Raw genomic sequence first — 22,791 nt, forward strand, 5'->3', positions numbered from 1 at the left:
AAGGTATTAAAGGAAATATTGAGGAAATTGCTAGAAAAATGAAGGGTAAATATCCTGATGTTGAAATTTCTGAAATTACTGGATTATCTATTGAAGAAATTAATGAACTTTGAATTAAATGTTCAATTCAAAAATTAATTATAAATATTTTTAAAAATATATAATCTAATTAATAGGAGACTCAATCATGAAAGTTTTAGTTGTTGGAACCGGTGCTCGTGAACATGCTATTGCTGATGCACTTAAAGATGATGTGGAATTATATTGTTATATGAGTAAGATTAACCCCGGAATGAGCAAAATTGCTGAGTTTAAGCAAGGAGATGAAGGGGAAGTTGAAAAAGTAGCCGAATATGCAGTTGAAAAAGACATTGACATTGCATTTATTGGTCCTGAAGCTCCACTTGGAAAAGGAATTGTGGATGAACTTCAAAAAAATGGGATTAAATGTGTTGGACCGACTCAAAGCGCTGCTAGAATTGAAACAGACAAATCATTTATGAGAAAACTCTTTGAAGATTATGAAATCGAAGGATCACTAGTTTATAAAGTATTCGATAACTCTGAAGATGTTTCTAAATTCTTAGATGAATTCGACCGTGACGTTGTAGTAAAACCTGTTGGATTAACTGGTGGTAAAGGAGTTAAGATAGTGGGAGACCACTTGAAAGATAATGAAGAGGCAAAAAAATACTCATGTGAAGTTATTGATAATGCAATGGGCGGATTTGCTCAGGTAATTATTGAAGAAAGATTGATTGGTGAAGAATTTACAATCCAGGCATTTTGTGACGGAGAACACTTGGCACCAATGCCTGCAGCACAGGACCATCCTCATGCATTTGAAGGAGATGTAGGTGCAATCACCGGTGGAATGGGTTCATACTCTGATGTTGGTGGTTTATTACCATTTTTAACTCAGGAAGATTATGATGCCGCAGTTGAAATAATGAAAGAAACTTTAAAAGCTATTGCTGAAGAAGCAGAACCATACAAAGGTATTCTATATGGTCAGTTCATGTTAACTGCTGATGGTCCTAAATTAATTGAATATAATGCAAGATTTGGAGATCCCGAAGCAATGAATGTTTTACCACTCTTAAAAACTCCATTGGCCGATATTTGTCAAAATATTGTTGATGGCACATTAGATAAAGCAGAATTTGAAGACAAAGCTAGCGTATGCAAATACATTGTACCTGACGGATATCCTGAAACAGAATACGCTGGAGAGTTAATTGAAGTGGATGAGGAAGCCATTGAGGATATGGGTGCAAAAGTATTCTATGCTGCTGTATCACAAGAGGAGGATGGAATTCACCTGTCCGGTTCAAGGGCATTAGGTATTGTGGCTAGTGGCGAATCCATTGAGGAAGCTGAAAAGATAGCTGAAAAAGCATGTGAATTCGTTAAAGGTAATGTTTACCATAGAAAAGATGTCGGTACAACAGAACTTGTAAACAAACGTGTCGAACACATGAGAGAAATTTTAAATTAAATTTCTTTTCTTTTTTTTTAATTTTGGTGATAACAATTAAAGAAGAACTGACACCTGAAGAAATTGAAGAGTTAAAAAACAGTATTCATGAAAAAATTGAAATTATAAAAGAGAATGCTGCGGATGAAGAAACTTTTAAAAAATGGGAAAGATTTTCCACTATATTAAAAGATAAAGATTCTAAATTTAGTGATAATCCTAAAAAAGCCAGTAGATATGTTAAGTTTGATAAGGGTTTAAGCTTTTATCAACGTTTTTTACAAGCTTTTGAAAGAGATGTCGATATTGATCCGGGTAGATTAATGGGTCTTACTGATGGCATTTTCGGGATGGTAATGACTCTTTTGGTTTTTGGTATTGCCCTTCCTGAAATGTTTATAACTAATTACTCTGATTTTATAACATTTATCACAACATTAGCGCCTACTATTGGAGTGACAATTGTTAGTTTCATATTAATTAGTTCATTTTGGGTTTATCATCATGAGTTTATAAAAGTCAATAATCTCAATATTCCTTATTTATGGTTGAATATATTATTTTTGATTTGCATATCATTTATTCCATTTACTACTTCGTTAATTGGAAATTATTCTCATTTCTTTTTATCTGAAGCTTTATTTGGTTTGAATATATTTTTAACAATAGTTTCATTCATGTTAGTATATCATTATGCATATAAAAGAAACTTCCTTGATCCGATGCCCTCAAAGGACGAAACTCGTCGTGTTTCCCATACTTTTTATTTAATTATGGGGTTGACTATTATTGTAAATCTCCTAGATTTCCATGTTTCAGGTAATTTTATATATTTATTTTTATTGGTTCCAATAATTTCTACATTTAGGGATATTGGATACAGAATGACTTCATAGAAACATTTAATATAGATTAATAAAAGATATTTATTTTTCTTAATAGTAAAGGGGAATTAAAATGGGCAGTTTATTATCAATTTGTGATATTAAAGATGATGTTAAATATATTTTAGATTTGGCCAGCAAAATCAAAGCGGGCGAAGTTGAAGAAAAACCTCTTGAAGGTAAAACATTAGCAATGATTTTTCAGAAGTCATCTACAAGAACTAGGGTTTCTTTTGATGTTGGAATGTATCAATTAGGTGGAAGAGCAATTTTCTTATCTTCCAATGATTTACAGATGGGTAGAGGGGAACCAATTTTAGATACTGCAAAAGTTTTAAGCCGTTTTGTTGATGGAATAATGATTCGTGCTATAAAGCATAGTGATGTCGAAGAACTAGCCAAACATTCCGATGTTCCAGTCATTAGTGGATTAACCGATTTGGAACACCCTTGCCAAGCACTTGCTGACATGTTAACAATTAAAGAACATTTTGGCGAGTGGAAAGGTAAAAAAATCTGTTTTGTCGGTGATGGAAACAATGTATGTAATTCCCTTTTATTGATTGCTCCATTGCTTGGAATGGACATGTCTATTGCCTGCCCTAAAGGTTATGAACCTTCTGAAGATATTTTAAAGACAGCTAATGAATATGCTAATGAAAATAATACTGAAATTACTGTCAGTGATGATATTGGAGTAGCTTTGGAAAATGTTGATGTAGTTTATACTGATGTTTGGGTAAGTATGGGAGATGAATCTGAAAAAGCTCAAAGAGAAATTGACTTCGCACGGTTCCAAGTTAATTCAGATTTAATGGCATTAGCCAATGATGGAGCTATTTTCATGCATTGTTTACCTGCAATCAGAGGTCAGGAAGTGTCAAGTGAAGTAATTGACGGACCTCAATCTGTAATTTATGATGAGGCAGAAAACAGAATGCATGCTCAAAAGGCGGTATTATATTACTATTTGAAAGATGATTAACTGTTTAATACAGTTATCTAAATTTTCATAAAATATAGTTTAAACACCACTTAATTATTATTTCTAAAAATATTATTAAACCGATTCCACCAATAAAACCAGTGAAAAATCTTAATGTATTGTTGCTTTCCCTATATCCGAGTAATTGTGTAAAGCCATCTATTGAGGTAGGAATTAATAAAAAAATTGAAATTATTAATAGATTTAAAGTATAATCTATAGCATAGAATCGGTTATATATTAAAAATGCAATCAAACCTGTATAGAACCCGGTACATCTTGCACAAACTGGAAATTGATGACCTTTAATAAAGAAGCTTCTTTCAGGTTTCCTATGGCAAATTAAATTTAAGATATTCATTTTTGTTCACAGTGGTTAATGTTAAATATTAAGATTAATTTTTTTAAGATAATTATATATATTTTTTCATACAGAGTTAAAGTTATAATAAATAAAAAGGTTTTTAAAATGAGAGGCGGAGAAGCGATAATTGAATCCCTTAAAAATATGGGGGTTGAAACAATATTTGGTTATCCTGGCGGACAAACCATACCATTCTATGACATGTTATATGATGCAGATATAAATCATATATTAGTTAGACACGAACAATGCGCAGCTCATGCAGCAGATGGATATGCAAGAGCTTCAGGCAAAGTGGGTGTGTGTTTGGCAACTTCAGGTCCGGGTGCAACAAATCTTGTAACAGGTATTGGAACTGCTTTTATGGATTCTTCTCCAATTGTGGCTATTACCGGACAAGTTCCTACTCATTTAATTGGAAATGATGCATTCCAAGAAGCAGATATTGTTGGAATCACAATGCCTATTGTTAAACATTCATACCAGCCAAAAGATCCGGATTTGATTCCTTCTGTTGTTAAAACTAGTTTTGAAATTGCTAAAAGTGGAAGGCCGGGACCAGTTTTAATTGATGTTCCTAAAGAAGTTCAGGAAGGGGAATTGACTAAATTTGATGATTCTTTAATTCAAACTCCTGGATACAACCCTACCTTAAAAGGCAATATTAGGCAAATCAAAAAAGCGTGTGATTTAATCAAACAAGCTAAAAGGCCATTAATTTTAGCCGGTGCGGGTGTTATTATATCAAATGCATGTTGTGAGTTAAAAAAACTTGCTGATACTATTAATGCTCCTGTCATGACATCATTATTAGGTAAAGGTGCTTTTGATGAAACCGATGATTTGGCATTAGGAATGTTAGGGATGCATGGAAGAAAAGTATCAAATGACACAATTAATGAATCAGATTTATTAATTGCCATTGGGATTAGATTTTCAGATAGGACTACTGGCAGATTAGATAGTTTTGTTCCTAATACAAAAATTATTCATATTGATATAGACCCTGCAGAAATTGGTAAAAATGTAGATGTGGATTTGCCTATTGTAGGTGATGCTCGAAATGTTTTAAAATCATTGAATGGATTATTAACTGATTATAATGTTTCTAGTGATGTAAATGCTTGGACAGAAATGATTAAACAAAGAAAAAAAGATCTGCTTCCAAGGGTAACTTATGATGATGTTCCATTAAAACCACAGACTGTTATTAAGGAAATTTCAGAAGTACTGACTCCTGAATCAATTTTAACAACAGATGTTGGCCAGAATCAAATGTGGGCAGCACATTTCTATGACACTCAAAAACCGCGCAAATTCATTTCTTCAGGAGGACTTGGAACCATGGGATTCGGATTCCCTTCAGCTATTGGTGCTAAAATTGCCTGTCCTGATGACCCTGTAGTATCAATAAACGGTGACGGTGGATTTTTAATGGTTTGTCAAGAATTAGCCACTGTTCGCGAGTATGATTTACCAGTTATTGCAGTTGTTTTAGAAAATAGAACCTTGGGAATGGTTTATCAATGGCAAAGTTTATTATATGATGAAAGACATTCACAGACATTGCTCGGAAACAGTCCGGACTTTGTCAAATTAGCAGAAAGTTTTGGAGTTAATGCTCAAAGAATCGAAAAACCTGGTGAAACTAAAGAGGCTTTACAAAAAGCCATTAAAGATAATGAACCGATATTATTGGATGTTGTTGTTAATCCTGATGAATTACTTCCTATGCTTCCTCCTGGAGCCGGAATTAATGAAATGATTGGTGAATATAAACTTGAAAAGGATGTGTAGGTGATAAAAATGACTAAAGAATATCATGTTATTTCTACATTGGTTGAAGATAAGCCGGGAGTTTTACAAAAGGTAGCTGGTCTATTTACAAGAAGAGGTTTCAACATTGACAGTATTACTGTTGGAGAATCTGAAGTGGAAGGATTGTCCCGTATGGTTATTTCAGTACATGCTGATAAAAAAGGATTGGAACAAGTTACAAAGCAACTAAACAAATTGGTTGATGTTATCAAGATTAAAGATATTACTAAAAATGCTGTTAAGAGGGAATTATGTCTTATTAAAGTTAATATTCCTAATGAAAAAGCAAGAGCAGAAATAATGCAATATACTAATATTTTCAGAGCAAAAATTGTTGATGTTTCAGAAGAAACTTTAATGATTGAAATTACTGGGGATATGGAAAAAATTAATGCATTTGTATCTTTATTAAAAGGTTATGGAATCAAAAAGATTTCACGTACCGGCCTCACAGCTATGGCAAGGGGAGTATAAAATGACTATATTAGAAAATGTTTTAGAAGATAATAAAAAGTTTGTTGAAAATTTTGAAGGCGAAGAAATGTCTCACCATGCTCAAAAAAAGTTAGCTATTCTAACTTGCATGGATTGTAGATTAATTGACTTTTTCGAACCTGCATTAGGTCTTGAAAGAGGAGATGCAAAAATAGTTAGAAATGCTGGAAACTCCATAGTTGGAGAAGATGCAATAAGATCAATTGGTGCAGCTTTATATAACCTTGGTGCTGAAGAAGTAATGGTTGTAGGTCACACTGAATGTGGTATGGCCGGCGCAGATGCAGAAGCATTAAAAGAAAAAATGCTTGCAAGAGGCATCAAAGAAGAAGATATTGCAAAATATGACTTGGCTGAATGGATTGGTGGATTCGAATCAGAAGAAGAAAACGTTAAAAACGTTGTCGAAAAAATCAAAAACCACCCGTTAATCCCAGATGTGCCAGTACATGGTCTTATTATTGATATAGTAACTGGTGAGTTAAAAGTTTTAGTAGATGGATACTAATCATCCATTATTTTTTTTAAAAAAAGATAAGAGAATATTATTTTAAATAATATTCCTTTTAATTTTATTTTTTAACTGTAATTAAGCTTTTTGCTGAAATAATATAGTTGCTATTTCCGGATGAAATCACCACTATATGTTTTCCGACTTTTAGTTTATTTGTGTTAATCTTTGCAATTCCATTTTTATTTGTTTTTACAGTATATGTTTTATATTTTTTACCTGTATATACTTTAATTTTTACTTTAACATTTTTTACAGCTTTTTTTGCAAATTTAACAGTAACCTTAAAGAATTCTGATTTTTTAAAGTGGTTTACTACTTTTGAAGCTTTGACTGTAGTTTTCGCTTTAGCTATTTTCACATTAATTGTTTTTTTGATTTTTGTGTTTAATATACTAATTTCAATTTTATGTGTACCAACTGTAAGTGTTTTTGGCATTTTAAATGTAGCTATTCCTTTAGAGTCAGTTAAGGAATAATAGGTTTTTGATTTACCATTAGTATATACTTTAAAGGCATATTTAATATTCTTTAAATTAGTGGCGCTGTTATTGACAATAGTATTTATTTTTAATTTGCTGTTTATTATTGAATATTTATTTGAGGCAAAGTTAATTTTGTTAACTTTAATGCCAGTTATTGTTGGTATTACTGTCAAATTCAAATTTATTCCGTATTCAGAATAAACGAACTCAACTCTATCGGTATAATAAACTTTTAAGCAAAGATTACCTATTTTATTTAAGTTGTATTTAGCGATTCCATTTGAGTCTGTTTTAATTGTTGTTGTAAGTTCTGTTTCATCATTTAGATTTCGAATAAAAATCTCTAAATCACTAACCGGGTTTCCACTATTGTCTTTAACATTAATGATTAGATTGTCATTGAAGATGTAGACTTCAGAGTTGTTAATTATTGTTATCTTATGGGATGTGTCCATGTTAATGTCTTCAGCATTAATCTCATATTTTCCAGTATTATTTACAAGGTAAGAGTTTTCTACTGTGTAATTTGTTTTAACTTGGCATTCTATTTTTACAACTGAACCGCTTTCAAATGTGTCATCGTCAAACTGGAATACTTCATAATAATTTATAGTTCTAATTGTTTCTGTGACATTCCAGTCATTGTTGAATATGGAATTTTTAATTTGGGCATCTGAGAAAAATAATTCGATACTTGACTTGTTAAATTCGCAATTATCTATCAGGACATTACTATCTTCTGATTTAATGGTGGAATTATTAACAAATGATTTTTCCAGGTTTATATTTGTTTTTCCAGCACCATAATCTGTTGTAATATCCATAGAACAATTATTTATGATAGTATTTAATATGGTTAGTTTGCTTACATGTCCAAAATAACCTGCGGACATGTGAAAATCTCCATTTGTTATATTTGAATTATTTAAAGATATGTCTGAAAGGCTGAAATGGATTTCAGGATTATTAATGCTGCTGTTTGCAATTTTAATTCTGTTAGAACTGCCTCGCATATTTGAATTGTTGAAGTTTGAGTTGGTAATTGTGATATTGTAGTCGGATAATGTAATGTTTGAATCATAAAGATTTGAGTTTATCAAATCAAGACAGTTTCTTATCCAAAATCTGGATCCTCCCACGAATTCAATGTAATTAGGTGAATATAAGCTTTTAAAAGTAATAATGGACTGGCGGAAGTTACAGTTTATAATTTTTGAATAATCTTCATATAAATCGTTTTCATATCCTATGAATAGACCTATTTCAATTTTGGATTTATCAAAACTACAATTTTTGAAGGTATTTCCAAATTCATAGCTAGTAAATGTTGTATTTATGAACTTACAGTTTTCGAATGTCATTTCATGCCATGTGGTCATATTCAAATCCTTAAATATGATATTTTTAAAGGTAATACTTTTACCTAAATCCTTAAAAACATATCCTTCTCGCCAGAATATGATTGGGGTGTCGTTATTTACATTGTCTTGAGTTTCATTAACATCAAGGAACAGCGAAGTATTGTTTCCATCAATTATTGTTTTTCCTTCAATCCCCTTGATTGTTATGGATTTATTTAAAACAATGTGTGTTTCATTTTCCGGATTTAAATAATATGTATTTTCATCAAGGCTTACAGTTCCGTTATCTTCACATTCATCAATCAAATCTTTAATATTATGATTTTGCGGAGTGTCTCCTACACTTAATTCTGAATTTGCATCGTCTGTAATATTTTCATTGGCACAAACCATTCCAATGCATAAAAATAGAACGGATGCAAATAAAAAGAATTTTAGAAATTTGTTTTTGATAATATCACCTGAATGAATATATTATATTGATACAATTTAAACATTTGTTTGGTGTGTTAATTTAAGTTACTTTTATAAATATTAAAAGTCATATCTATTATGTGATATTTTATATCTATAATTTTTATTAAGAGATGATTTTATGAAAATGTATTACGATGCGGATGTAAATACTGATGCTCTTGAAGGAAAAACCATTGCGGTAATCGGTTATGGTTCTCAAGGTAGAGCACAATCTAGAAATATGGCTGACAGTGGAGCAAATGTTATTGTTGGTGTAAGAGAAAACGGTAGTTCTTGGAATTTAGTCCAAGAAGATGGAATGACAGTAAAAACTATTGAAGATGCAGCTAAAGAAGCTGATATTATTCATATTTTACTTCCTGATGAAATCCAAGAAAAAGTATACAATGAACAGATTGCACCTTATGTTGAAGCTGGAAACACTATTTCATTCTCTCACGGTTACAACATTCACTTTGAATTAATAAAACCTGGCGAAGATGTTAATATAGTAATGTTTGCACCAAAAGGACCTGGGTCCATGGTAAGAAGAACTTACGAAGAGGGATTCGGTATTCCTGGTTTAGTTGCTGTCCAACAAGACGCTACAGGTGATGCTTTACAACTTGCATTAGGTATGGCAAAAGCTTGCGGATTGACCAAAGCCGGTGTTTTAGAAACTACTTTCCAAGAAGAAACTGAAACTGACTTATTCGGTGAACAAACCGTATTATGCGGTGGTATTACTGAATTAATCAATGCAGGATTCACCACTTTAGTGGAAGCAGGTTACCAACCTGAAATCGCTTACTTTGAAACCTGTCACGAAGTAAAACTTATTGTAGATTTAATTTATGAAAAAGGTTTTGCCGGAATGTGGCATGATGTAAGTAACACTGCTGAATTTGGTGGTTTAACAAGAGGTAAAAAAATTATCACTGATGAAGCAAGAGAAGGTATGAAAGAAACTTTAAAACAAATTCAAGATGGAACCTTCAAAAAAGAATGGGCAGATGAAAACCGTACTGACGGAGCTAACTTAAAAGAAATGAGAGCTGCTGAAAGTCAAAAAGAAATCGAAATTGTTGGTGAAAGACTCAGAAAAGCTTGCGGATTACAAAAAGACGATTAAGTCTTTTTGTTCTTTTTTTTTATTTTATTTATTTTGTGATAATCATGGTATTTATTGGTATGGACCATGGAACTACTGGAATCTCTTTTTGCATAATGTCTGATGAAGGCAATGTTGTTGATGTTTTTAAAATTGGAAGAGAAGAAAGTAAAAAAGGTTTGGTTTCTGCAACAGAAGAGCTGAAAAAACGCGTTGACTTTAATGATGTTAAATTAATGGCCATCACTTATGCAATGGGTGATGGAATAAATAAAATTTTACCGACTGAAAAAGTCAGGGATAGGGGAATTTTATCCATCAATGGTGCAGGTAAAGTCACTGGTGGAGGTACATCTGTATTTTCTGAATTGCAGGAATTAGATATTCCTTCTGTAATGATTCCTGGTCTTCATAAAGATTCTAATTCTTTGGATAAATTATTTAGAGCGGCTTATTCTCACCAAGCAAGTCCTGAAAAAGTGAGTATTTCATATAATGCAATTAAGCAAACCGGTTGGAATAACTTTATTGTAGCAGATATTTCATCAAATAGTGTAGATATTCTAATAGAGGATGGTAAAATTAAAGGAGCTATCGATGCATGTTTAGGCGCTATGGGTATTGTGCATGGACCTATCGATTTGGAAATGATAAGGGACATTGATGAAAATAATGCATCTGCAAACAGATGTTTTTCACATGCCGGTGCAATTAAAATTGCAGGAATTGATGGAAAAGTAGCAAATATGAAAGATCAACTTTTAGAAAACTACAGAAACGGTGATGAAAAAGCAAAATTAGCTATTGATACATTAATCATGACAGTTGCTATGGAAATTGCCGGTCTGGATGTAGTTTGCAGTAATGAAATAGAAGGCATTGTTTTAACAGGATCTGTTGGAAGTGCTACAGAACCGTTTAACTTTAAAGATGAAATTAACAAATATTTCAATAATAAATATCCTTTAAAAGTAATTTCAAAAGAATCTGGAGCGATTGGTGCTGCACAAATAGCGATGGATGTTTTCAATGGTAAAAAAGAAATCTTAGGGATTGAAGTAGATATCTAAGATTTCAATCTTCTTTTAAGCTAATAAAAATAATATTTCCGCCTTTAACTGTTTCAATACCATTTTCATTTTCAAGGACAAGATTTAAGTAATTATCTATAGCTATTACTTTTCCTTCACTTTGATAGTTGCCTCTTAAATCTACAGTTACATATTTATCTTTAAATTGTGTAAAAAGTTTGTTTACATTATCTTTATCATAACTCATTTTTTCAAATCCTTGATTAATAATTCTATTTTTATTTTTATATTTCAACTTTAAATACTTTAATGTTGATAATATATACTATGGCAATTAATCAATTAGAAGAAAATTTAGAAGCTATTACAAGAACAATTGAACAGTTAAAAAAAGATGGTTGTACTGATGAAAAGATTTTAAATGAACTTCGTGAACAAAGAGATAAGATACTTAAGGATTTAAATTTATAGGTATTTTACTCAAACCATTCTTTCAACAAACTCATATCACTTGTTAAATCTATTTTTAAGGGTGTTACAGTAGTTTTTTGAGCTTTACATAATTCATATCCATCACTTCCAGGTTCATCAAAATCATATGGTTCTCCACCAATCCAGTAATATGGTTTTCCGCGTGGATCTTGACGTTTATGAATTATTGGAGTATACATCCTTTTTCCTAATTTTACCACTTCAAACTCTTCATTTATTGGATTTTCAGGTATATTAACATTTAATAAATCAATTCCTTCAGGTAATCCTTTTTTAAGCACGATTTTAGCTAGTTTATTTAGCATTTTGCCTGAAAATTCAAAATCTATTTCAATTTCCCCATTTTCAAATTTGATGTCATCCCTAACGACCTCTTGGGAAATTGCTATTGTTGGTATTCCAAAGCTTGCCGCTTCAATCGCTGCTCCAAGTGTTCCTGATGTTGTTAATTCTGCTTGTCCAAGATTAAAACCAGTGTTGATTCCGGAAATCATGATGTCCGGTTTTTCATCAAGAATTTTAAAAAGTCCAATTGTCACGGCATCTGTTGGTGTTCCGCTTACACCATATCCAAGGCTGCCGTCTTTCAATGTATATTCATTTACTCTTAATGGTTCGAATAATGTTAATGCATGACCTATTCCACTTTGTTGTGTTTCAGGAGCTACTACATATGTATCACATAAATTATCTACTGCTTTTTTAGCAGATAAGATTCCTGAAGCGGTTATTCCATCATCATTACTTATTAATGCTTTCATATATTTATTAAGGTATAATCTCGTTAAAATAATTTTATATTTTGAGTCAATATGATAAACTTTAATAATAATTTCAATTATAAAATATATTATTAATTTTTTAAAAAACACATGCGGGTGGAAATTTGGAAAAACCACAACTTATTAATTTTATAGCTAAAGTAATGGAGGACTCTGGTTTCAAGGTTTATAAGAATTTTAAAACTTCACAGAAAGTTATAGATATATATGCTATATTACCAACAACTATAGGAGATTTTGGAGTTGTTGTAGCGTGTAAAAACTATGATAAAAACTTTGAAATTGGAGTTGATGTTTTAAAAGAGATGGAAGAAGTTGGAGAAAGTTTGAAAGCATCTAAAGTAACTATTGTTTCCTCTTCTTATTTTTCAAGTCAGGCAACTAATTATGCACTTAGAAAAAATATTAAGTTAGTAGACAGGAATAACTTGCTTGAACTTGCTAAAAGATATCAGGATAGGACTTCTCAAACTACTTTGGATAATACTCCATATGACGGAGGGGCATCAGCTTATATTGAAGAGGAATATCCTGATTATCAGTATGATGCGTCTGACATGGAATATCTAATGCAAAGAAGAGATCAAAACCCTACTGTATATAAAAATACACTTTATAGGCAAATTGATGAGGATAAATCCAGATTGGGATTGTCATCATTGCTAAATAGGGCGAATTCTGTTAGGAATAATGGTCCGACTACATTATATAATTATAATCAAAGATCCAATATTATTTCTGATTCATTGTTCTTCAGATTAATCCAAAACCCAATAATTATGATTTTTTTTGTTGTAGTAGTATCATATCTTATTGCATTCATTGGTGGAAATCTTTTAGGGATGGATGCAGGTATTACCGGACTAATTGAAATGATTGTAGCTTTAGTTTTATCTTATGGTCTTTCATTATTAACAGAAAGAAATAGTGATTTCATAGTTAAAGGAACATTCATATTCTTTATTTCATTAGTAATATTGATTATATTAATTTTTGTTTAATTTGATATAATTAAAATTAATTACTATTAAAATTAATCCTAAAAGATATAAGAACCAAACCATTATGTCTGTGGGTCCGGTTTCTATCCAAATTAATGTGTGTGTTAATATAATGGAGTAAATTCCTACTCCTATTCCTTCTTTTATTTTATGTACTAATTGTAGGAATGCTCCCATAAAGAACATTTGAATTACAAGGCCGATTAATCCAAAATCAAGATATATGGGTCCAAATAATGTGGATGTTAGACATACGTCATAATGCAGCACGTATTGACCTATAAATGTTCTTGGACTTCCTGATGAGAAAATCATGCTTAGAATATGGCCATGTGTAGTTCCGCCTAATGTAATTATTTTTTCAAAAACTTCTAATGTGAATGCCACCCTATAGAAAACAAGTTCGATGGGATTTAAGGTCCAGTGCTGATTTGCAATTGATTGGGATGCAATATATCCTACACCCAGGATTCCAATAACTATTATGGCAATGAAGATTATACCCATTTTTTTAGATATTTTCTTAAGATAATACATTGTAATAAAGGAACTACCTAAAATTCCAAGAACTGATGTTCTATATCCGTTTAAACCGAAAATTAATGCTCCTAGAACTACCAATAATAAATATTTTTCATTATAATATTTTGCAAGGAGTATGTTGACCATTATTAAAAAGAGAGGATAAGCTATTCTCCAGATATTGGTTGTAGCATTTGATTTCAAAACACTATTAAAAAGAGGTATTCCTCCAATCAGAATCATATTTAGAGTTTGTAGGATTAAAGCTATTATCACTAGTATAACTAACAGTTTTTCAGACAGGAAGTTCAGTTCTTTTGTTTTTTCTATATATACCTTGTATTTGACACAAACAGCACTGGTTGTAAATATTATGCAGGAAAAGACAATGGTTATGATGACTTCCAGACTTAAGGGATTTTCAAATCTGTAGTTAAACGATCCGACAAAACCCATTACTAGAAATATAAGTATGGCAACTACTATTAATAATGGTTGGAAAAAATCCATTTTTTCAAATTTCAAGTTATCCTCCAAGCTCATTAGATGAAATTGCTAAATTCCCTCCAAAATTTGGCATTGCCGCTACATGTGTGTGAACATAACTTGCAAGAGTATTGCCTTGAATAAATCCATCTTGGTTATCATAAGAACCTTTTCCTCTTAAAATATTGAATGCAAATTCATGTCTGAGATTATCTTCACAAACCAATACTTTTGAATAGTGGAATTCATGTCCATTGAATTTTTCACCTTTTTTAGAAATAATGTTGTCCTGAGTGACTTCAGCTATAGTATATTTTAGAGCTTGCACTCTGTCTGTTAGAATTGATTTGTAAGGATATACATTAACTACTTTGTCATCATGGATAGAATTCATAAGATACATTAAACCGCCACATTCTGCAAATATTGGTCTATCTTCAAGGTGGAAAGTCTTGATTTCCTGAAGCATTTTTTCATTTTCACTCAATTCTTTTGAAAATAGTTCCGGATATCCGCCACCGATATATAATCCGTCAACATCTGGCAATTCTTCATCATTTAATGGTGAAAAATATTCTATTTTAGCCTTATTTGCTTCTAAAGATTCTATATTTTCTTTATAATAAAAATTAAATACTTCATCGTATGCTATTCCAATCTTAACTTTCTGTTTATTTATTTCATTCCAGATTGGAACGATATTTGAAGTAATTTTTGGAGCAGTTTTTGCAATTTCAACTAATCTGTCCAAATCTATTGAATTTTTGATAACTTCACTCCAGATGTCAATAAATTTTAGAGAATTTTCTCTTTCACGTGCAGGAACAAGTCCTAAATGTCTCTGTTCAATTGATATTTTATCGTCACGGGTGATTCCACCAATAACTTCTGTATTTGTTAGTTCTTCAATTGATTTTTTAGTCTTTAAATAATGAGCTTTATTTTTAACTTTATTTAAAATAACTCCGGCAATATTTATTTCAGGGTCAAGTGCTTTGAAACCTAAAACGAGTGCTGCGGCACTTTTAACTAAACTTCGGGAATTTATAATTAAAATAACTGGGGCATTTAATGATTTAGCTACAGATGCAGTACTCCCTATATCGTTGATGGAGTCTATTCCTTCATAAAGACCTCTTACACCTTCAATAACTGCTATGTCCTTTCCTTCCATTCCTTTTAAAAAAGAATCCCTGACCTGACCTTCTTTCATAAAAAATGAATCTAAGTTTCTAGAAGTATTTCCAGTAGCTAATGTGTGATAAGAAGGATCGATATAGTCCGGTCCGACTTTGAAAGGTTGGACATTAAATTTTTCACTTAATGCTTTCATTATTCCTGTAGATATTGTTGTCTTTCCAACTGCACTACCAGTTCCCGCTAAAATAATTCTCATAATTATACTTTGCATTTTGTTATATAACAATTTTTTGTATAATTAAATCATTTTATATAATATTAAAAATAAAATTTAAATCATAATATATGGTGATTAAATGAGAATTTTACTAATCCATTCTGATTATTTAAATTACAATGTAAAGAATAAAACACCTGTTGCTGAAGAAATCGACGACGCTAAAATGGAAGGTGCCTTCGATGAATCTTTAGTTGTATTTACAAGTGTTGAAAAAGATGATGAAAATAATCCGGCAGGCATCGTTAAAAATTTAGTTAGTGAAGTTATAAAAACCAATGAACAAGTTAATGCTGAAAATATTGTTTTATATCCATATGCTCACTTATCTTCTTCATTAGGTTCTCCAAAAGTTGCTGTTCAAATTTTAAAAGATACTGAAGAGGCTTTACTTGCTGAAAATTTAAATGTTAAAAGAGTACCTTTCGGATGGTATAAAGCATTTGAAATTTCCTGTAAAGGACACCCGTTAAGTGAACTTTCAAGAACCATTACTGCCGATGCTGATGAAGAAAAAGTTGAAAGAAAACCTTCTAAATGGCAAATCCTTGAAGGAGATAAAATAACTCAAATTGATGACTTTAACTTTGAAAACAGAGCTTTCAAGCAACTCGTTGATTATGAACTTGGACGTGGTGCGTCCGATGAGGGCGAACCTCCTCACGTTAAACTGATGAGAGAAAAAGAAATCTGTGATTATGAGCCTGCTTCTGATGTTGGAAATCTCAGATGGTATCCTAAAGGAAAATTAATCAGAGATTTGCTTGCTGATTATGTTTATGATTTAACTGTAGAACGTGGAGCTATGCCTGTTGAAACTCCAATTTTCTATGATCTGGACAATCAGGCAATTTATGAGCATGCTTATAAGTTCGGTGAAAGACAGTACAGAACCGATACCAAAAAGAATTTAATGCTTAGATTCGCTGCATGTTTCGGTGCATTCAGATTGACATCTGATTCATATTTGACCTGGAAAAATTTACCGGCTAAAATCTTTGAATTAACCAGATACAGTTTCCGTTTTGAGAAAAAAGGTGAAGTTGTTGGTCTTAAAAGATTAAGAGCATTTACTATGCCTGACTGTCACTCATTCTGTTGTGACGTTCCATCTTCTTTAGAAGAATTTTCTCAACAAACCGACATGTGTATGCAAACCGGTAAGGATTTGGAACTTGACTTTGAAGTAATTTTCAGAGCAACCCAGGACTTCTATGAAGAAAATGAGCAGTGGATGTATGAAATTGCCCGCAAGTTCAACAAACCTATTCTTTTAGAAATATTGCCTGAAAGACATCATTACTGGGTATGTAAAATCGATTTAGCCAATATTGATGCATTAGGCCGTCCAATCGAAAATCCTACTGTCCAGATAGATGTTGAAAGTGGTAAAAGATTTGACATCACTTACTTGGGTGAAGACGGCAAACAGCACAATCCTACAATCTTGCACACTTCACCAACCGGAAGTATCGAAAGGGTTTTATGCGCAATGCTTGAAAAAACCGCAATTGAAATCAATGAAAAATCCCCAATGCTACCAACCTGGTTAAGTCCAATCCAAGCAAGAATCTTAACCATTGGAGAAGCACACAAAGAGTTTGCAGAAGAACTGTATGCTAAAATCAATGCTTCAAACATTCGTGTGGATGTTGACGACAGGGATGAAAGTGTCGGTAAAAAAATCAGAAACGCATCCAAAGAATGGATTCCATACATTTTTGTCGTTGGTGATAAAGAAATGGAATCTGGTAAATTCCAGGTAACCGTTCGTGAAACCGGTGAAAAAGTGGACATGACTGTTGAAGAATTAATAGCTGAAATCAATGCTAAATGCGAAGGAAAACCTTTCAGAAAATTGCCTTTACCTAAAGATATTTCAAGAAGGATTAACTTCCAATAATTATATTTACAAATAAAAATATATTATAAAGTGTTATTATATAACGGAGGAAATTTAATGGACCCAATGTATAAAATAGGAGAAGCTCTTATTGGAGACGGCCCTGAATTAGCTCACATTGATTTATTAATCGGTGATAAATTCGGACCTGTTGGTCAAGCTTTTGCTAATGGATTATCCAATTTATCTGTTGGACACACTCCACTAACAAGTGTAATTAGACCAAACTTAATGACAAAACCAGCTACTTTAATTATTCCTAAAGTAACTGTTGGCGATTTAGATGATGCAAGTAAAATATTTGGACCTGCACAAACTGCTGTTGCAAGAGCAGTAGCCGATGCAGTGGAAGACGGATACATTCCAAAAGACATTGTTGAAGACATTGTAATCAATGTAAGTGTATTTATAGACCCTTCTGCTAAAGATTTCAGGAAAATCTATCAATACAACTATGGAGCAACTAAATTAGCTATTAGAAGAGCAATGTCAGGATACCCAGATATAGAAAAAGTACTTGCAGAAAAAGATCGTGGAACTCACCCGATTATGGGATTCAAAGTCAAAAAACTTTGGTCACCTCCATACTTACAAGTTGCACTTGACCTTGATAATGAAGCTGCAATGGAAAGAATTATTTCTGAATTACCAGATAATGACAGAATTCTTCTTGAAGCGGGTACACCACTCGTTAAAAAATTCGGTGTTGGAATCATCGGTAAAATCAGAGCATTACGTCCTGATGCATTCATTATTGCTGATTTAAAAACTTTAGATGTTGGTCGTGTAGAAGTTAAAATGGCAGCTGACGAAACAGCTGATGCAGTAGCAATTTCCGGCCTTGGTACTATTGAATCTATTGCCAAAGCAATTCATGAAACTCAAAAACAAGGTATTTATTCTATCCTTGACATGATGAACGTAAAAGGATTTGCAGAAAAATTGGCATTACTTCCTGATGATTTAAAACCTGACATTGTATTATTACACAGAAATGTCGATATGGAATCATATAGGGCAGAACATGGTGAGGACACTGGTGACATGACTGAATGGGGTAATATTAAAGATATTAAAGAAATCCTCGGTGATAAAGGTCTTGTTGCTGTTGCTGGTGGTATTAAACCTAACAATGTTGAAGAAGCTATTGGAAAAGGTGCAAATATCATTATTGCCGGAAGATATATTATCGGTTCAAGAGATGTAAGAAGAGCTGCACAAGACTTCTTAGAACATTTCGACCCAGATCCGGACAACATGAGACTTGCGATGGATGAAGACGAAAATATTGAAGTAAATGACAAGTAAATTAGATTTATTCTAATTTACAACTATTTTTTTTTAAAAGGAGTTTTTATTATGGGTTTTTGCAATTCATGTGGAAGACCAATTGTAAAAGAAGATTATGGAACTAACAAGGATGGTAGTCCAAACGATGAATTTTGTATTGATTGTTATCAAAATGGAGAATACACAGAGCCGGACATAACTTTAGAAGAAATGATTATTAGAAAAACTAAAGAAATGATGGCAAAAAACGATAGATTACCTGAAACTCATGCAACAGCAATAACTGCTACTTTTATTCCGGGATTAAAAAGATGGAATCCTGAGTTCCAAGATGATTATAAAACTCTCTAATTTCCACTATTTAAAATAAATTCTTTAACTTTATTAGCTATGTATTCGTCATGGCTTCTATTGGATTTAATATTATAGATTTCTTCTTGTAAATCATTATATTTATCAACTAAATCATTATATTCAAGGCGTAATGAATCATAATCTTTTTCTAAATCTTCATTAAGTTCATAAATCTCAGCATAGCTAGTTTTTGTATTGAGATTTTCATGTTTTAATTGATCATATTTGCTGGTGATTTTTTCATAGCTACTTTTAATGTTTAGGTGTTCTTCTTTTAAATTTGAGCATTTGGTTTTGAGGTTTTTATTTTCTTCTTTAATGCTTGAATATTTGGTTTTGAGGTTTTCATTTTCTGTTTTCATATTGACAAACTTTGATTTGAGGTTTTCATTTTCGATAATCAATTTTGAATGTTTATCTCTGATATTTTCATTTTCTCTTTTCAGGTTGTCAATATTATTTTCATTTAAAGCATTGTATTTGTTTTCTATTTCACTAATAGCATTATTTTTTGCAGCAATTTCAGCTTTAAGTTGTTCAATTTCTCTTTCGTATTCTAAAGTAGATGGGTTAATATTATTTTCAAGCTGATTTCTCAATTCTTTCACTTCCTGCACATATAAATAATTAGCTATTTTTAATGATTCACTTTCCTCTTCTCTACTTTTAAAAGTTTCAATTTCACTTTGGGGTATAATTAATACTTCTTCCTGGTTATTGTAAATATCTTCATTTTTTGGCACGGTAATTTGGATTTGTTCAGTAGTATATTTTTTACGTTCACCATTTTTTAAAGTCCTGTGATACTCTCTTGAATATTTTTTTACAATACCTTTACCTATTTTCATAATTTACCCTTTATCCTATAATGTACTATATATTGTGTTTAGAAGTATAAATATTTTTGTCGAATAATGTTTTTCGGCTTTAATCTTGAATTTAGAAAAATTATTATTTTTACTTAAATTATTTTTACTAAAACTTCTAAAAATTAAATATATCATTTTTGGGTTTTGATAAGATGAAGGTTTTCGGTATTTGCGCTAGCCCTAGAAATAATACTACAGAATATGTTCTAAAAGATGCTTTGAATAAACTTAATCGACATAATTTTGAAACTGAAATTTTTACTTGCTATGGAAAAGATATTAAACCGTGCATGCACTGTGATTACTGTTTGGAAAATAAAAAATGCATTATTGATGATGATATGAAAAAAGTCTATGAAGGACTTCAAAGTGCAGATGGAATAATATTGGCCACACCTGTTCAAAGTGGGGGAATCAGTTCAAATTTATCAGCCATTATGGATAGGACACGTGCCTTGGAAGCAATTGACTATAACCTTTTAAGAGGAAAGATTGGAATGAGCATTGCTGTTGGTGGAGATAGAACCGGAGGCCAGGATTTTGCACATCTAAAAAATATAACATATTTTATGATACATGGAATAATCCCTGTAAGTGGAGGGCCTTTCGGATCTAATTTGGGCGCGTCATTCTGGTCAAATGACTCAATTGACGATATTAAGGAAGATCAGTATGGAATGGAGTCATTGAATAGGACATTACAGGAATTTGAAAATTTTCTAAATAAGTACATTTAAATAGTAAAATCAAATTATATTATAAATAACTAATTTTTAAAGGTATATTATGGCAAATAAGTTAGTAAGAGGCAGTTTGATAATTTTTATCGGTAACATAATTTTCCGTATTGGAGGTTATCTCTACCGATTTTTAATGGCTACTCTATTGGGGCCAGTTAATAACGGTATCCTTGGAACTACCTTGTCATTTCAGGGAATTTTTCAAACTATGGCTTCTGGAGGCCTTCCTCCAGCAATATCTAAATACATTGCTGAATATGAGGCTGTTGATGATCATAATATGGCCCGGCAGACTATTTATACTGCATTAAAGATAATGGTTTTTTTAGGATTATTTTTGGGAGTTATGATGATTTTTGTCATTGCTCCATATATTGCCAATAATTATATGGGAAAACCTGAAGTAATGGTTCCATTGCAAATCATTGGTCTGATTACTCCATTCAGTGTTGTTTTGGGTGCATTCAGAGGTGCATTCCAGGGAGTATATAAAATGGAGTATATTGTCTATACCCGTGCTATTGAGCAGGTATCGATGATTTTGTTTGCGGTTGGATTTATATTAATTGGATTGTCTGTTGTTGGTGCATTATGGGGTACTGTTATAGGATATGCTCTTGCGGCACTTTCTTCTGTGTTAATATTTAAATTTTACATGCCTAAATACATACCTAAACCTAGCGGCGATTTTGAATTTTCATTTCGTGATGAACTTAAATTAGGATTCGTGTTAGTCAAATTCGCTATTCCGGTCATCATTACAGCGATTGCCGAAATGCTTATTTACAATATTTGTACTGTTGTTATGGGTAAGTTTTTAACAATGGCCGATGTTGGTTTTTTCACAGCTGCTGACCCTATTGCTAGATTGCCTTTGATGATTTCTATTTCTGTTGCAACTACAATATTGCCTGCTTCTTCTGAAGCTTTTAAAGTTAAGGATATTGCTTCTCTTCAAAAATATGTTGGACAATCATATAAAATATCTTTATTGTTTGTAGTTCCTATGTGTATAGGCCTTGCATTATTTGCAGCACCTACTTTAAGATTGCTGTATTACACACGTCCGGCTTATGTTGCAGGTGCTTCTGCTTTGGGAATATTGGCTATTGGTATGACTTTTTATTCAATATTTGCTATATCAACCAGTATCATCCAGGGTATTGGAAATCCTAGAATTCCAATGTATATTTTAGTATTTGGGTCTATTTTGACTGCAATTCTTTGCTGGCTTTTTGTTCCGTTCTTAGGCATTGCTGGTGGTGCAACTGCTACAACCATTGCTTGTTTCTTTATGATGGTTCCATGTATTTATTTTGTTTTTAAATTTACTGAAACTAAAGCTCCAAAACTTCCTGTAGTAAAAATATTGTTTGCAGCTGCTATTATGGGTGTTGCTGGATATTTCATTCCTAAAACCACATTATGGTTATTCCCCGGTATTTTAATATGTATGGTTGTCTATTTCTTTGCATTGATATTAGTTAAATTTTTCACTAAAGAGGATATTGAAACTTTAAGAGAATATTCTTTAAAATTAGGCCCTCTATCTAAATTATTAAATAAAATATTAAATTTCGTTGAAAAAATCGAATTCAGAAATAAATAAGAAACTTATTTAATATATAAAAAATATAAATTATATCAATTATAATTGGGGGATTATAATATGACTGATGTAAAAGCAGGAGTAGAATATAAAATAAATATAGAGGGCAATTCTTTCTTGTTGGATAGTAAAAAATTTCAACTGTTGGAATCTATTTTAGATACCGGGTCACTCACTTCAGCTGCAAAATCTATTAATGTATCTTATAGGACCGCATTAAATTATATTGAGAAAATCGAATCAACACTTGATGTTAAGATTGTCAATACCACAAAAGGTTGAAAAGGCGGTGGGTGAGGAACTTCCCTTACAGAAGAAGGTTACTCTATTTTAAAAGAATGTAAAAAG

Annotated in this window: 22 protein-coding genes and 1 pseudogene; 16 read left to right on the forward strand and 7 right to left on the reverse strand. The window is 31.8% G+C overall.

Going from position 1 to position 22,791, the window contains the following annotated elements; all coding sequences use genetic code 11:
- Positions 1-187: 187 nt before the first annotated feature.
- The 3 genes from purD (at position 188) to argF (ending at position 3,346) form a co-directional block, all read left to right on the forward strand.
- Complete coding sequence (gene purD / locus Q4Q55_RS05845; protein WP_303371886.1) at positions 188-1,498, forward strand: phosphoribosylamine--glycine ligase; 1,311 nt, start codon at positions 188-190, stop codon at positions 1,496-1,498.
- 26 nt (positions 1,499-1,524) lie between these two features.
- Positions 1,525-2,373, forward strand: coding sequence for a TMEM175 family protein (locus tag Q4Q55_RS05850; RefSeq protein WP_303371887.1), 849 nt, complete (start codon positions 1,525-1,527; stop codon positions 2,371-2,373).
- Positions 2,374-2,434: 61 nt separating this feature from the next.
- Positions 2,435-3,346: an ornithine carbamoyltransferase gene (argF, locus tag Q4Q55_RS05855; protein ID WP_303371888.1), complete on the forward strand. Its 912-nt coding sequence runs from the start codon at positions 2,435-2,437 to the stop codon at positions 3,344-3,346.
- Between the two features lie 25 nt (positions 3,347-3,371).
- Here the strand turns inward: argF and Q4Q55_RS05860 are convergent, their stop codons facing one another.
- Positions 3,372-3,707, reverse strand: a complete 336-nt coding sequence (locus Q4Q55_RS05860) for a DUF2085 domain-containing protein (RefSeq protein ID WP_303371889.1) — start codon at positions 3,705-3,707, stop codon at positions 3,372-3,374.
- 108 nt (positions 3,708-3,815) lie between these two features.
- Here Q4Q55_RS05860 and Q4Q55_RS05865 point away from each other — a divergent pair, with 108 nt between their 5' ends.
- Genes Q4Q55_RS05865 through Q4Q55_RS05875 form a run of 3 tightly spaced genes read left to right on the forward strand, consistent with a single transcriptional unit; the run spans position 3,816 to position 6,531 of the window.
- The gene (locus Q4Q55_RS05865) at positions 3,816-5,507 is read left to right on the forward strand and encodes an acetolactate synthase large subunit (RefSeq protein WP_303371890.1); all 1,692 of its coding nucleotides are present in this window, start codon (positions 3,816-3,818) and stop codon (positions 5,505-5,507) included.
- A gap of 9 nt (positions 5,508-5,516) precedes the next feature.
- Entirely contained in the window at positions 5,517-6,002 is a 486-nt protein-coding gene (gene ilvN / locus Q4Q55_RS05870; RefSeq protein ID WP_303371891.1) for an acetolactate synthase small subunit, read from the forward strand.
- A 1-nt stretch (position 6,003) separates the two neighbouring features.
- On the forward strand, positions 6,004-6,531 hold the full coding sequence (locus tag Q4Q55_RS05875; RefSeq protein ID WP_303371892.1) for a carbonic anhydrase: 528 nt from the start codon (positions 6,004-6,006) through the stop codon (positions 6,529-6,531).
- A gap of 64 nt (positions 6,532-6,595) precedes the next feature.
- Here Q4Q55_RS05875 and Q4Q55_RS05880 read toward each other — a convergent pair whose 3' ends face one another.
- On the reverse strand, positions 6,596-8,773 hold the full coding sequence (locus Q4Q55_RS05880) for a hypothetical protein (protein WP_303371893.1): 2,178 nt from the start codon (positions 8,771-8,773) through the stop codon (positions 6,596-6,598).
- A gap of 202 nt (positions 8,774-8,975) precedes the next feature.
- On the opposite strand from Q4Q55_RS05880, the gene ilvC reads away from it, so the two are divergent.
- Both ilvC and Q4Q55_RS05890 read left to right on the forward strand, forming a co-directional pair.
- Positions 8,976-9,968 (forward strand): ketol-acid reductoisomerase, encoded by a 993-nt coding sequence (gene ilvC / locus Q4Q55_RS05885; protein WP_303371894.1) that lies wholly within the window; start codon positions 8,976-8,978, stop codon positions 9,966-9,968.
- Positions 9,969-10,012: 44 nt separating this feature from the next.
- Positions 10,013-11,017 carry a methanogenesis marker 12 protein gene (locus tag Q4Q55_RS05890; RefSeq protein WP_303371895.1) on the forward strand — a complete coding sequence of 335 codons (1,005 nt, stop codon included), beginning with the start codon at positions 10,013-10,015 and terminating at the stop codon, positions 11,015-11,017.
- A 4-nt stretch (positions 11,018-11,021) separates the two neighbouring features.
- Here Q4Q55_RS05890 and Q4Q55_RS05895 read toward each other — a convergent pair whose 3' ends face one another.
- On the reverse strand, positions 11,022-11,225 hold the full coding sequence (locus Q4Q55_RS05895) for an LSM domain-containing protein (RefSeq protein ID WP_303371896.1): 204 nt from the start codon (positions 11,223-11,225) through the stop codon (positions 11,022-11,024).
- Positions 11,226-11,305: 80 nt separating this feature from the next.
- Between Q4Q55_RS05895 and Q4Q55_RS05900 the strand changes: the two genes are divergently transcribed.
- On the forward strand, positions 11,306-11,449 hold the full coding sequence (locus tag Q4Q55_RS05900; protein ID WP_303371897.1) for a hypothetical protein: 144 nt from the start codon (positions 11,306-11,308) through the stop codon (positions 11,447-11,449).
- Between the two features lie 5 nt (positions 11,450-11,454).
- Here the strand turns inward: Q4Q55_RS05900 and surE are convergent, their stop codons facing one another.
- Complete coding sequence (surE, locus tag Q4Q55_RS05905) at positions 11,455-12,231, reverse strand: 5'/3'-nucleotidase SurE (protein WP_303371898.1); 777 nt, start codon at positions 12,229-12,231, stop codon at positions 11,455-11,457.
- Positions 12,232-12,356: 125 nt separating this feature from the next.
- On the opposite strand from surE, the gene Q4Q55_RS05910 reads away from it, so the two are divergent.
- Positions 12,357-13,253, forward strand: a complete 897-nt coding sequence (locus tag Q4Q55_RS05910) for a restriction endonuclease (protein WP_303371899.1) — start codon at positions 12,357-12,359, stop codon at positions 13,251-13,253.
- Here Q4Q55_RS05910 and Q4Q55_RS05915 read toward each other — a convergent pair.
- Both Q4Q55_RS05915 and cfbB read right to left on the reverse strand, forming a co-directional pair.
- The gene (locus tag Q4Q55_RS05915) at positions 13,239-14,300 is read right to left on the reverse strand and encodes an oligosaccharide repeat unit polymerase family protein (protein ID WP_303371900.1); all 1,062 of its coding nucleotides are present in this window, start codon (positions 14,298-14,300) and stop codon (positions 13,239-13,241) included. The two genes, Q4Q55_RS05910 and Q4Q55_RS05915, sit on opposite strands and share 15 nt — an antisense overlap.
- Before the next feature lies 1 nt (position 14,301).
- Positions 14,302-15,657: a Ni-sirohydrochlorin a,c-diamide synthase gene (gene cfbB / locus Q4Q55_RS05920; protein ID WP_303371901.1), complete on the reverse strand. Its 1,356-nt coding sequence runs from the start codon at positions 15,655-15,657 to the stop codon at positions 14,302-14,304.
- 100 nt (positions 15,658-15,757) lie between these two features.
- On the opposite strand from cfbB, the gene Q4Q55_RS05925 reads away from it, so the two are divergent.
- From Q4Q55_RS05925 to Q4Q55_RS05935, 3 genes are all read left to right on the forward strand, one after another.
- Positions 15,758-17,581, forward strand: coding sequence for a threonine--tRNA ligase (locus Q4Q55_RS05925; protein WP_303371902.1), 1,824 nt, complete (start codon positions 15,758-15,760; stop codon positions 17,579-17,581).
- Positions 17,582-17,647: 66 nt separating this feature from the next.
- Complete coding sequence (locus Q4Q55_RS05930; RefSeq protein ID WP_303371907.1) at positions 17,648-18,889, forward strand: bifunctional 5,6,7,8-tetrahydromethanopterin hydro-lyase/3-hexulose-6-phosphate synthase; 1,242 nt, start codon at positions 17,648-17,650, stop codon at positions 18,887-18,889.
- Positions 18,890-18,940: 51 nt separating this feature from the next.
- Positions 18,941-19,222: a zinc ribbon domain-containing protein gene (locus Q4Q55_RS05935; protein WP_303371903.1), complete on the forward strand. Its 282-nt coding sequence runs from the start codon at positions 18,941-18,943 to the stop codon at positions 19,220-19,222.
- On the opposite strand, the gene Q4Q55_RS05940 is transcribed toward Q4Q55_RS05935, so the two are convergent.
- Entirely contained in the window at positions 19,219-20,073 is an 855-nt protein-coding gene (locus tag Q4Q55_RS05940; protein WP_303371904.1) for a phosphoserine phosphatase, read from the reverse strand. The genes Q4Q55_RS05935 and Q4Q55_RS05940 overlap by 4 nt on opposite strands.
- Positions 20,074-20,246: 173 nt before the next feature.
- On the opposite strand from Q4Q55_RS05940, the gene Q4Q55_RS05945 reads away from it, so the two are divergent.
- The 3 genes and pseudogenes from Q4Q55_RS05945 to Q4Q55_RS05955 form a co-directional block, all read left to right on the forward strand.
- Positions 20,247-20,831: a flavodoxin family protein gene (locus Q4Q55_RS05945; RefSeq protein ID WP_303371905.1), complete on the forward strand. Its 585-nt coding sequence runs from the start codon at positions 20,247-20,249 to the stop codon at positions 20,829-20,831.
- Positions 20,832-20,880: 49 nt separating this feature from the next.
- Positions 20,881-22,443, forward strand: a complete 1,563-nt coding sequence (locus Q4Q55_RS05950) for a flippase (RefSeq protein ID WP_303371906.1) — start codon at positions 20,881-20,883, stop codon at positions 22,441-22,443.
- Between the two features lie 60 nt (positions 22,444-22,503).
- Positions 22,504-22,737 (forward strand): annotated as a pseudogene (locus Q4Q55_RS05955) (winged helix-turn-helix domain-containing protein); the annotation flags it as partial.
- Positions 22,738-22,791: the final 54 nt, after the last annotated feature.

Origin of the sequence: Methanobrevibacter sp., from assembly GCF_030539555.1 — an archaeon.
In the GTDB taxonomy this organism is placed as follows: domain Archaea; phylum Methanobacteriota; class Methanobacteria; order Methanobacteriales; family Methanobacteriaceae; genus Methanocatella.

Excerpts from the sequence above, each read along its gene's own strand:
- cfbB (WP_303371901.1), bottom strand. The coding sequence starts at position 15,657 with ATGAGAATTATTTTAGCGGGAACTGGTAGTGCAGTTGGAAAGACAACA.
- Q4Q55_RS05890 (WP_303371895.1), top strand. The coding sequence starts at position 10,013 with ATGGTATTTATTGGTATGGACCATGGAACTACTGGAATCTCTTTTTGC.
- ilvC (WP_303371894.1), top strand. The coding sequence starts at position 8,976 with ATGAAAATGTATTACGATGCGGATGTAAATACTGATGCTCTTGAAGGA.
- ilvN (WP_303371891.1), top strand. The coding sequence starts at position 5,517 with ATGACTAAAGAATATCATGTTATTTCTACATTGGTTGAAGATAAGCCG.
- Q4Q55_RS05950 (WP_303371906.1), top strand. The coding sequence starts at position 20,881 with ATGGCAAATAAGTTAGTAAGAGGCAGTTTGATAATTTTTATCGGTAAC.
- Q4Q55_RS05945 (WP_303371905.1), top strand. The coding sequence starts at position 20,247 with ATGAAGGTTTTCGGTATTTGCGCTAGCCCTAGAAATAATACTACAGAA.
- Q4Q55_RS05875 (WP_303371892.1), top strand. The coding sequence starts at position 6,004 with ATGACTATATTAGAAAATGTTTTAGAAGATAATAAAAAGTTTGTTGAA.
- Q4Q55_RS05895 (WP_303371896.1), bottom strand. The coding sequence starts at position 11,225 with ATGAGTTATGATAAAGATAATGTAAACAAACTTTTTACACAATTTAAA.
- purD (WP_303371886.1), top strand. The coding sequence starts at position 188 with ATGAAAGTTTTAGTTGTTGGAACCGGTGCTCGTGAACATGCTATTGCT.
- argF (WP_303371888.1), top strand. The coding sequence starts at position 2,435 with ATGGGCAGTTTATTATCAATTTGTGATATTAAAGATGATGTTAAATAT.
- Q4Q55_RS05865 (WP_303371890.1), top strand. The coding sequence starts at position 3,816 with ATGAGAGGCGGAGAAGCGATAATTGAATCCCTTAAAAATATGGGGGTT.
- Q4Q55_RS05900 (WP_303371897.1), top strand. The coding sequence starts at position 11,306 with ATGGCAATTAATCAATTAGAAGAAAATTTAGAAGCTATTACAAGAACA.
- Q4Q55_RS05860 (WP_303371889.1), bottom strand. The coding sequence starts at position 3,707 with ATGAATATCTTAAATTTAATTTGCCATAGGAAACCTGAAAGAAGCTTC.
- Q4Q55_RS05880 (WP_303371893.1), bottom strand. The coding sequence starts at position 8,773 with ATGGTTTGTGCCAATGAAAATATTACAGACGATGCAAATTCAGAATTA.
- Q4Q55_RS05930 (WP_303371907.1), top strand. The coding sequence starts at position 17,648 with ATGTATAAAATAGGAGAAGCTCTTATTGGAGACGGCCCTGAATTAGCT.
- Q4Q55_RS05935 (WP_303371903.1), top strand. The coding sequence starts at position 18,941 with ATGGGTTTTTGCAATTCATGTGGAAGACCAATTGTAAAAGAAGATTAT.
- surE (WP_303371898.1), bottom strand. The coding sequence starts at position 12,231 with ATGAAAGCATTAATAAGTAATGATGATGGAATAACCGCTTCAGGAATC.
- Q4Q55_RS05940 (WP_303371904.1), bottom strand. The coding sequence starts at position 20,073 with ATGAAAATAGGTAAAGGTATTGTAAAAAAATATTCAAGAGAGTATCAC.
- Q4Q55_RS05925 (WP_303371902.1), top strand. The coding sequence starts at position 15,758 with ATGAGAATTTTACTAATCCATTCTGATTATTTAAATTACAATGTAAAG.